This window comes from Halomonas sp. AOP43-D1-4 (genome assembly GCF_052446175.1).
In the GTDB taxonomy this organism is placed as follows: Bacteria; Pseudomonadota; Gammaproteobacteria; order Pseudomonadales; family Halomonadaceae; genus Vreelandella; species Vreelandella citrativorans.
This window is the reverse complement of record NZ_JBQSVY010000030.1, coordinates 1-7,009: the sequence shown is the minus strand read 5'-3', so window position 1 is coordinate 7,009 and position 7,009 is coordinate 1. Positions and strand designations below refer to the sequence as shown.

Sequence of the window (7,009 nt, the reverse complement as noted above, 5' to 3'; positions counted from 1 at the left end):
GTACATGCTGGCCGGTGGTGCATGTACGACATATCTCTCGGACCCCCGGCTCGCCGTTCTGGCCGGGACAGCCAGGCGCAGAGTTCCAGCCCGCACTAGTCCCGCAACCTAAAGAGCACGTAGTGGAAAAGAACATACCCTGTGCGTTTACCCACTCAGGCTTAGAGCGCTGGCTTCACGCTCGCGAGATCAAGCGGCTGGTTATCGTCGGTGTAAGTACCAGCAATTCGGTTGAAGCCACCGCTCGCACAGCCGGTAATCTTGGCTTTGATACCCACGTCGTCGCCGATGCCACGTTTACCTTTGCCAAGCAGGACTACGCAGGCACTTATCGCACGGCGGATGAAGTGCATGCTATGTCACTGGCGAATCTGGAAGGGGAGTATGCGGCTATTGTTAGTAGCGATGAAACGTTTGCACTCTTTAGTAATTTCAATTAAAAATCAAAACGTTTACGTCTGACCCCTGGAAATAAAAATGGCAGTGTTAGTTCTGTTTAATGTGTGTTGTTAAAAAAACTGCTTTTTAAATAAGGTTGGTGATCTATACTTCAATGTTGTTATTTTTAATAAAAGATGGCTGTTAGTAAGAGATAAAAGGTATGTTGATTGCTTTGACTTAAATGTTTTTATGGAATAAACCACCAACGCCAACCCGCTGCGCATACGATTCCTATCGCTATTGATGCCAATGGGCTCCTAAAGATAATCGCCACCATGCCTGCCATGATAGCGGCGAGGCGGGTGCCGCCGTCACCATGCACAATGATTGGCGTTATAATCGCAATAAGCACTGAGCTGGACATGGCATTAATAAAAAGCTGAATGTTAGGGCTTAATGGTAAACGCGCCATAATCAACAGTCCCAGCACACGAGAGCCATAGCTGATGGCTGCCATTAACATAATTGCTGATAACGATTGCCACACTGTGATTGAACTCATGATGTCCCCGTCTTATACCAGCGTTTAGGTAATAAGATGGCGACCATCCCCCCCGTTAAAGCGCCTACCATTACATGCAGATAAGGAGGCAGCCACCAATACGCCAGTAAGGCACTGATGGCTGCTGCCAGCCACGGTAAAATCATCAACGCCTTGGGATTTCCACCTATCACGATGACCAGCAGAAAACATAGCATGATCACGTCAAGGCCGAAGCGCTTTGGTTGATTGATGCCACCTCCGAATGCTAACCCTAAACCAGTTCCAATGACCCAGGCAGCCCATAGCGCAATACCCCCGCCTAAAAGAATGCCAATATTACGCTCGCCGCGATGATATTCACCTAACGCCATAGCCCAATTTGAATCTGTCAGCATGAATATAACGCCGAATTGTTGGCGCAAGGGCAATGCCTTGAGCCAAGGGTATAAGGACGCGCTCATTAAGACATGTCGGGTATGGATCGTGAGGGTAGTCGCCGCTAGGGCCAGCATGGGTAGTGGCGTCTGCCATAGCTCAAGTGCTGCAAATTGCGACGGAGCAGCAAAGACAAACACACTCATTAACATTGCTTCCCAATGAGTGACACCCTCATGTGAAGCAGCTACACCAAAGGCTAAACCAAACGCGATAGTGAAGGCCGCTAAGGGGAGCATCATGAGGATTCCTCTCCATGTACCAGCCATGTCCAGTTTTGTTTTATTTTTCATAAGCTTACTCGCCATCTTCTGTGCGCTTTATATAAAAACAAACAGACCTGCTTGTTTTTATATTTTTTGAAGTTTAAATTGAATAGTGTGCATACGCTAGAAGAGAGTATGCCACCACGATTAAATGAAATAACATAACGCTAAAAAACTGCCGATTGATTCGGTTCGGGGATAATACAATATGAACTTCAACCGCAATGCACTCACTCTGGCTATCGCTTCTCTTGCGTTACCTGCTTTTGCTACTTCCGCTCAAGCGACAACTTCTTTTATTGCTAATTCGTTTTACGACCAACAGCACCCTCACTCTCGTTACGGTTATATCGAATGGGCTGAGATGGTTAAAGAGCTTTCTGATGGGGAGCTACAACCTGAGGTTTATACGGGTACTGTACTGCTAGCGCCGCGCGCTAATTTGCAGGGTATTCAGGATAATATTGCGCAGGTAGCACACCATGCCGCTATTTACACACCTTCTGAAATGCCGGTTGCTAATGCGGTTCAGGAACTGGGGTTTAACTATGATGACCCTTTAGCCAGCATACTAGCTGTTACCGACTTTAGTCTAAATAATCCCATTCAGCTAGCCGAATGGGATTATTTGAATATCGTTTATCTTGGCGCTTATAGCACCCCGCCTTACGTGATGTTTTGCCGGGAGCCTGTGCGTAATCTTGAAGAACTGCGTGGCAAGCGTATCCGCACAGCGGGTTCAACGGTATCTGCTTGGGTAGAAGAAGCTGGCGGTACCCCCGTGAATGTTCCTTCAAGTGAAATGTATAGCGGCCTTGATCGCGGATCACTGGATTGTGCTACCAATGCGGCTAACGACTTAATTGATCGCTCCCTCTGGGAAGTGGCCAAACACACAACGCTTCTGCCTACCGGTATGTACTGGTCAGGTCCTCAGTGGGGCTTTAACGAAGGGTTTTGGGCAGACCTTACTGACGATCAGCGCAACGTCTTCAAGGAAGCTACTGCTAAAGCAATGACGCGCATGGTTGTTCAGTTCCTTAATGCTTCAGAGTCTGCTATCGAAGAAGCCAAAGAGTTAGGCAACAACGTCTATGAGCCGGAAGATGATCTCATGGAATCCGTTGTCGCGTTCCGCGAACAAGCGCTCTCCAACGTCTATAACAAGGCGCGTGATGAGTACGGTGTGGAAGATCCGGAAGCCTTAATTGATGACTTCCTAAGCACCTATGAAAAGTGGCAAGCGCTGCTTGAAGGCGTGGATCGCAGTGACGAGGAGGCCCTGGCCCAGTTAGCGATGGGTGAAATCTACAGCAAACTTCCCGCTGATTACGGCATTTATTAATTTAACGTACTCTGTGTGCCTGCTAGGCGGCCAACGTTAATGCAATAAAAATAGGGACCGGTATGACGAAGCGACAAAATCAGGAAGAGCGCTCACGCAACACTCAAGCTCGCGTGATGCAGGCAACGATCGAATGCGTTCTTGCCAAGGGAATTCGTGCCACTTCGACGGTTGATGTCGCTCGTCAGGCCGGTGTGTCTCGTGGGGCTTTGGTTCATCACTATCCGTCCAAAACGCTTTTGATGCAGTCAGCTCTGGAGGACCTGCTTAACCAAGAGGTTGAGAGCGTTCGCCAACTGGCAGTCAGTGTGCAAGAGGGTAATTTTGACTTCGATAGCCTGTTGAGAGTACTACACGAGCATTTCAAAGGGGATCTGTACATGGTGACGTTGGAGTATTTGACCACTGCCCGTACCGATCCTGACATCATGAAAGTGCTTATTCCCCTTGCGGCCAGGTTCAATAGCTCTTTAGAGGCAATCTGGGAGCAGCTTGTTGCCAGCTCAAGGCATACGTCACGGCAAAATCGTGTGGCTCTGAACGCCACTCTCTGCATGATGCGCGGTATGGGCGCCCAGAGCATATGGCGTGATGACCCAGAGCTTTACCGCGACATGCTGCTGTTCTGGAAAGACGCCCTTATCGAGCTTGGCTTTGCATCTTCGCAAGCGAAGACAAGAGAGTATGTATGATCACGCGCATTGTTGAATCATTAAGCCAATGGGTTGCCAAGAGCGCACTAGTGTTGGCGGGGCTGTTTCTTATCCTAATGGCGCTGCATGTCACGCTTGATGTAGGGCTGCGTTATTTTTTTGGTAAATCGTTTACCGGCACGCTGGAATTCGTCTCCTTCTACTACATGGTTGCGGTAGTGTTTCTGCCCATTGCCTACGTGGAACTCCAGCGGGAGCACATCAGTGTCGATGTTTTTGTAGGCAGGTTTTCTCCCCCTGTGCAGCTGGCGTTTTACCTGTTTGCCGGTACGCTTGGCTTGGTGTACTTCGGCATGCTCTGTTACCAGAGCTATCTTGATGCCGTTCGTGCCACGGTGCGTCAAGAAACCGCCATGGCCAACTTCACCTTCTATTTATGGCCCAGCCGCTGGGCATTACCGGTCGGCTTTGCCGCCATGTGCCTGGCCATTCTCGCCAACATGATCAAGGCAGTGCATCAACGCCAAGCACTGTAGGAGCTAATCAATGACTAACATCGAGATAGGTGTGGCGGGTATCGCCATTGCCTTGGCCCTGATCGCCCTGCGCGTGCCAATCGGTATTGCTTTGGGATTAGTATCGATTATCGGTATTGGCGAAATGACCAACATGCGAGTTGCGTGGGGGATGATTTCTGCTACTCCGTTCGATTTTGCGGGTACTTGGGAATTAACCGCCGCGCCTATGTTTCTCTTCATGGGCTACTTGTGTACCACCACTAACATGACTCAAGGCCTATTCCAGGCCATGCGTCTCTATCTGGCGAGACTTCCTGGCGGGCTTGCCGTTTCCAGCGTGATGGCGTCGGCCTTTTTTGCCGCTGCATCGGGGTCAAGCGTTGCGACATCTGCCGCCATGTCGCGCATCGCGGTGCCTGAGATGCTCAAGCACAACTACGATAAGGGCCTAGCAACGGGCACGGTTGCTGCATCAGGCACGCTAGGTTCGTTGATTCCGCCAAGCGTTTTATTGGTGCTTTATGGTGTTTATGCCCAAGTGTCCGTTGGCCAGTTGTTTATGGCGGGCTTCATTCCGGGCGTCATTTCTGCGCTGTTATACATTGCGATGATAATGGTGCGTACCAAGCTCAATCCAAGCCTGGCTGGAGATACCAATGTACGCTCTACCTGGCAAGAAAAGTGGGATGCATTCAAACATATCTGGCCATTGCCATTACTCATTGGCTCTGTGCTTGGCGGGATTTTTCTGGGTGTCTTTTCGCCAACCGAAGCGGGTGCAGTAGGCACTACCATTGCAGCATTAATCGCCTTGGCCCGTCGTACTCTAACCATCGCTGCCATTCGTGAAGCGGTCGTCCAAACGGCGGTAAGCACGGCCAGCATCTTTATTATTTTGATCGGCTCGCTGTTCTTCACCCGCTTTTTGGCCATGAGCGGTGTACCCGCTGCTTTCTCCGAGTTAATCCTAGGTGTGAGCACTGAGACATGGTGGATCATCCTAGCGGTAGCCGTTATCTACCTTATCTTAGGCATGTTTATCGACTCCATTGGCCTGCTATTACTGACATTGCCGCTAATACTTCCCCTGGTCGAAGGCGCAGATCTTAACTTGATTTGGTTTGGCATCATCGTAGTCAAGCTGCTCGAAGTTGGGCTGGTCACACCGCCTATCGGGCTTAACGTCTATGTCATCAAAGGTGCACTCGGCAACAGCGTTACCTTGAGCGAGGTCTTCAGGGGTGTGAGCTGGTTCATCGTGATGGACATCGTCGCGCTGCTGCTCATCGTGCTGCTTCCTGCGCTTTCGCTTTATCTTCCGCAGAAAATGTTCTGACGCTTATACAATAAGGAACACTCATGACTACCACTCGTTTTATCAACGCCAACGTTATCGATTCACGCAACGGTAAAGTGCTCCCTAATCATGAGGTGCGCATTAAAGATGGCCGCATCGAAGCGGTAAGCGAGTCCCCACTTGAGGGCAACGACGACCAGGTCATCGATGTAAAAGGCCGCTACCTGATGCCAGGCTTGGTGGATTCCCACGTACACGTCACCGCCATCACGCCCAACTTTGCGCTGCTGGGCACGCTTTCACCATTTTACGTGGGCGCCAAATCCAGCGAGCTACTAGAAGCCATGTTAATGCGTGGGTTTACCACCGTACGCGATGCCGGTGGGGCTGATTACGGCCTGGCCAAAGCGGTAGATGAAGGAACGCTGGCCGGGCCACGTATCATGTACGCTGGCCGGGCGCTCTCACAAACGGGTGGCCACGGTGATATGCGTGGGCCAGGCCAGCAAACCTTTGAAGGCTGCTTCTGCTGTGCAGGCCTTGGCCGTGTATGTGACGGCGTTAGTGAAGTGCGTCAGGCCGCACGTGATGAGATTCGCAAAGGCGCTACTCAAATTAAGATCATGGCGTCTGGTGGCGTGTCGTCACCCACAGATCGTATTGATAGCACACAGTTTTCGCTTGAAGAGATCGACGCCATTGTAGAAGAGGCGACGGCTGCCAATATTCATACCATGGCTCACGCCTATACAGCACGCGCTATTAATCGCCTGCTGCCTCGCGGTGTTAAAACCATCGAACACGGTAATCTTATGGACGAAGAGAGCTGCCGTCTTTTCCTCGAACATGACGCTTATTTGACGCCTACACTGTGTACTTACGATGCGTTAGCGAAAGAAGGCGTGGAAGCGGGTATGGCTGAAGAGCTGCAGCGTAAAGTGTTCGACGTACTCGATGCGGGTGGCAAAGCCCTTGAAATGGCGCAGCGCCACGGTGTGAAGATGCTTTACGGGTCTGACTTACTGGGCCGTATGCAGCGTCATCAGCTCAATGAGTTCCATCTTCGCAAAGAGGTGGTACCTGCCGATGAGTTGATCCGTGCGGCCACCAGCCACGCGGCCGATGCCTACGGCCATACGGGCGATTTTGGCGAAATCATTCCCGGCGCCCGTGGTGATGTCATCATCCTTAAAGATAACCCCCTGAACGATATCACAGTGCTTACTGAGCCTGACGAACAGCTGATGCTCATTATGAAAGGGGGCGTTTCTTATAAAAATACGCTTTAAGCATTACGCTTAAATACTCAGTAATAATTTTATCTGATTGCCCCAGCGCCGGAACTCTACAGTTCCGGTGTCTGTGTCTCTGGACATTGTTAAGCCGCTAAACTTTCTTATGAATACAGGTAATGGCTTGGTGGGCGCTGTTCGCGGCAACAGGCAGTATTTAGTCTCGCGATGAAAATTTATTGTAATCCTCTCATATTAATACCATCTGCAAACTGCTGCTGTTGACACATGCCTTTGATATTCTGAATTGTAACGTGGTTGGCTGGCGCACCGACAAC

At 50.4% G+C, this 7,009-nt stretch carries 8 protein-coding genes; 6 read left to right on the top strand and 2 right to left on the bottom strand.

The genetic code is table 11. From position 1 onward, the window contains the following. A partial coding sequence (locus tag ACT3RQ_RS17535) for an isochorismatase family protein (protein WP_444641099.1) occupies positions 1-440 on the top strand: 440 nt, incomplete at its 5' end. A gap of 188 nt (positions 441-628) precedes the next feature. On the opposite strand, the gene ACT3RQ_RS17530 is transcribed toward ACT3RQ_RS17535, so the two are convergent. Both ACT3RQ_RS17530 and ACT3RQ_RS17525 read right to left on the bottom strand, forming a co-directional pair. Next, positions 629-943 (bottom strand): AzlD family protein, encoded by a 315-nt coding sequence (locus tag ACT3RQ_RS17530; RefSeq protein ID WP_444641097.1) that lies wholly within the window; start codon positions 941-943, stop codon positions 629-631. Next, positions 940-1,653 carry an AzlC family ABC transporter permease gene (locus ACT3RQ_RS17525; protein WP_444641095.1) on the bottom strand — a complete coding sequence of 238 codons (714 nt, stop codon included), beginning with the start codon at positions 1,651-1,653 and terminating at the stop codon, positions 940-942. Before ACT3RQ_RS17525 ends, ACT3RQ_RS17530 begins: the two co-directional genes overlap by 4 nt. 181 nt (positions 1,654-1,834) lie before the next feature. Between ACT3RQ_RS17525 and ACT3RQ_RS17520 the strand changes: the two genes are divergently transcribed. From ACT3RQ_RS17520 to ACT3RQ_RS17500, 5 genes are all read left to right on the top strand, one after another. Continuing rightward, on the top strand, positions 1,835-2,971 hold the full coding sequence (locus ACT3RQ_RS17520) for a C4-dicarboxylate TRAP transporter substrate-binding protein (RefSeq protein WP_444680978.1): 1,137 nt from the start codon (positions 1,835-1,837) through the stop codon (positions 2,969-2,971). Positions 2,972-3,033: 62 nt separating this feature from the next. Continuing rightward, positions 3,034-3,663: a TetR/AcrR family transcriptional regulator gene (locus ACT3RQ_RS17515; protein WP_444641092.1), complete on the top strand. Its 630-nt coding sequence runs from the start codon at positions 3,034-3,036 to the stop codon at positions 3,661-3,663. Continuing rightward, complete coding sequence (locus ACT3RQ_RS17510) at positions 3,660-4,160, top strand: TRAP transporter small permease subunit (protein ID WP_444641090.1); 501 nt, start codon at positions 3,660-3,662, stop codon at positions 4,158-4,160. The genes ACT3RQ_RS17515 and ACT3RQ_RS17510 overlap by 4 nt, the downstream gene beginning before the upstream one ends. A 10-nt stretch (positions 4,161-4,170) precedes the next feature. Further along, positions 4,171-5,478: a TRAP transporter large permease gene (locus ACT3RQ_RS17505; protein ID WP_444641088.1), complete on the top strand. Its 1,308-nt coding sequence runs from the start codon at positions 4,171-4,173 to the stop codon at positions 5,476-5,478. Between the two features lie 23 nt (positions 5,479-5,501). Beyond that, complete coding sequence (locus ACT3RQ_RS17500) at positions 5,502-6,728, top strand: amidohydrolase family protein (RefSeq protein WP_444641086.1); 1,227 nt, start codon at positions 5,502-5,504, stop codon at positions 6,726-6,728. Positions 6,729-7,009 lie beyond the last annotated feature (281 nt).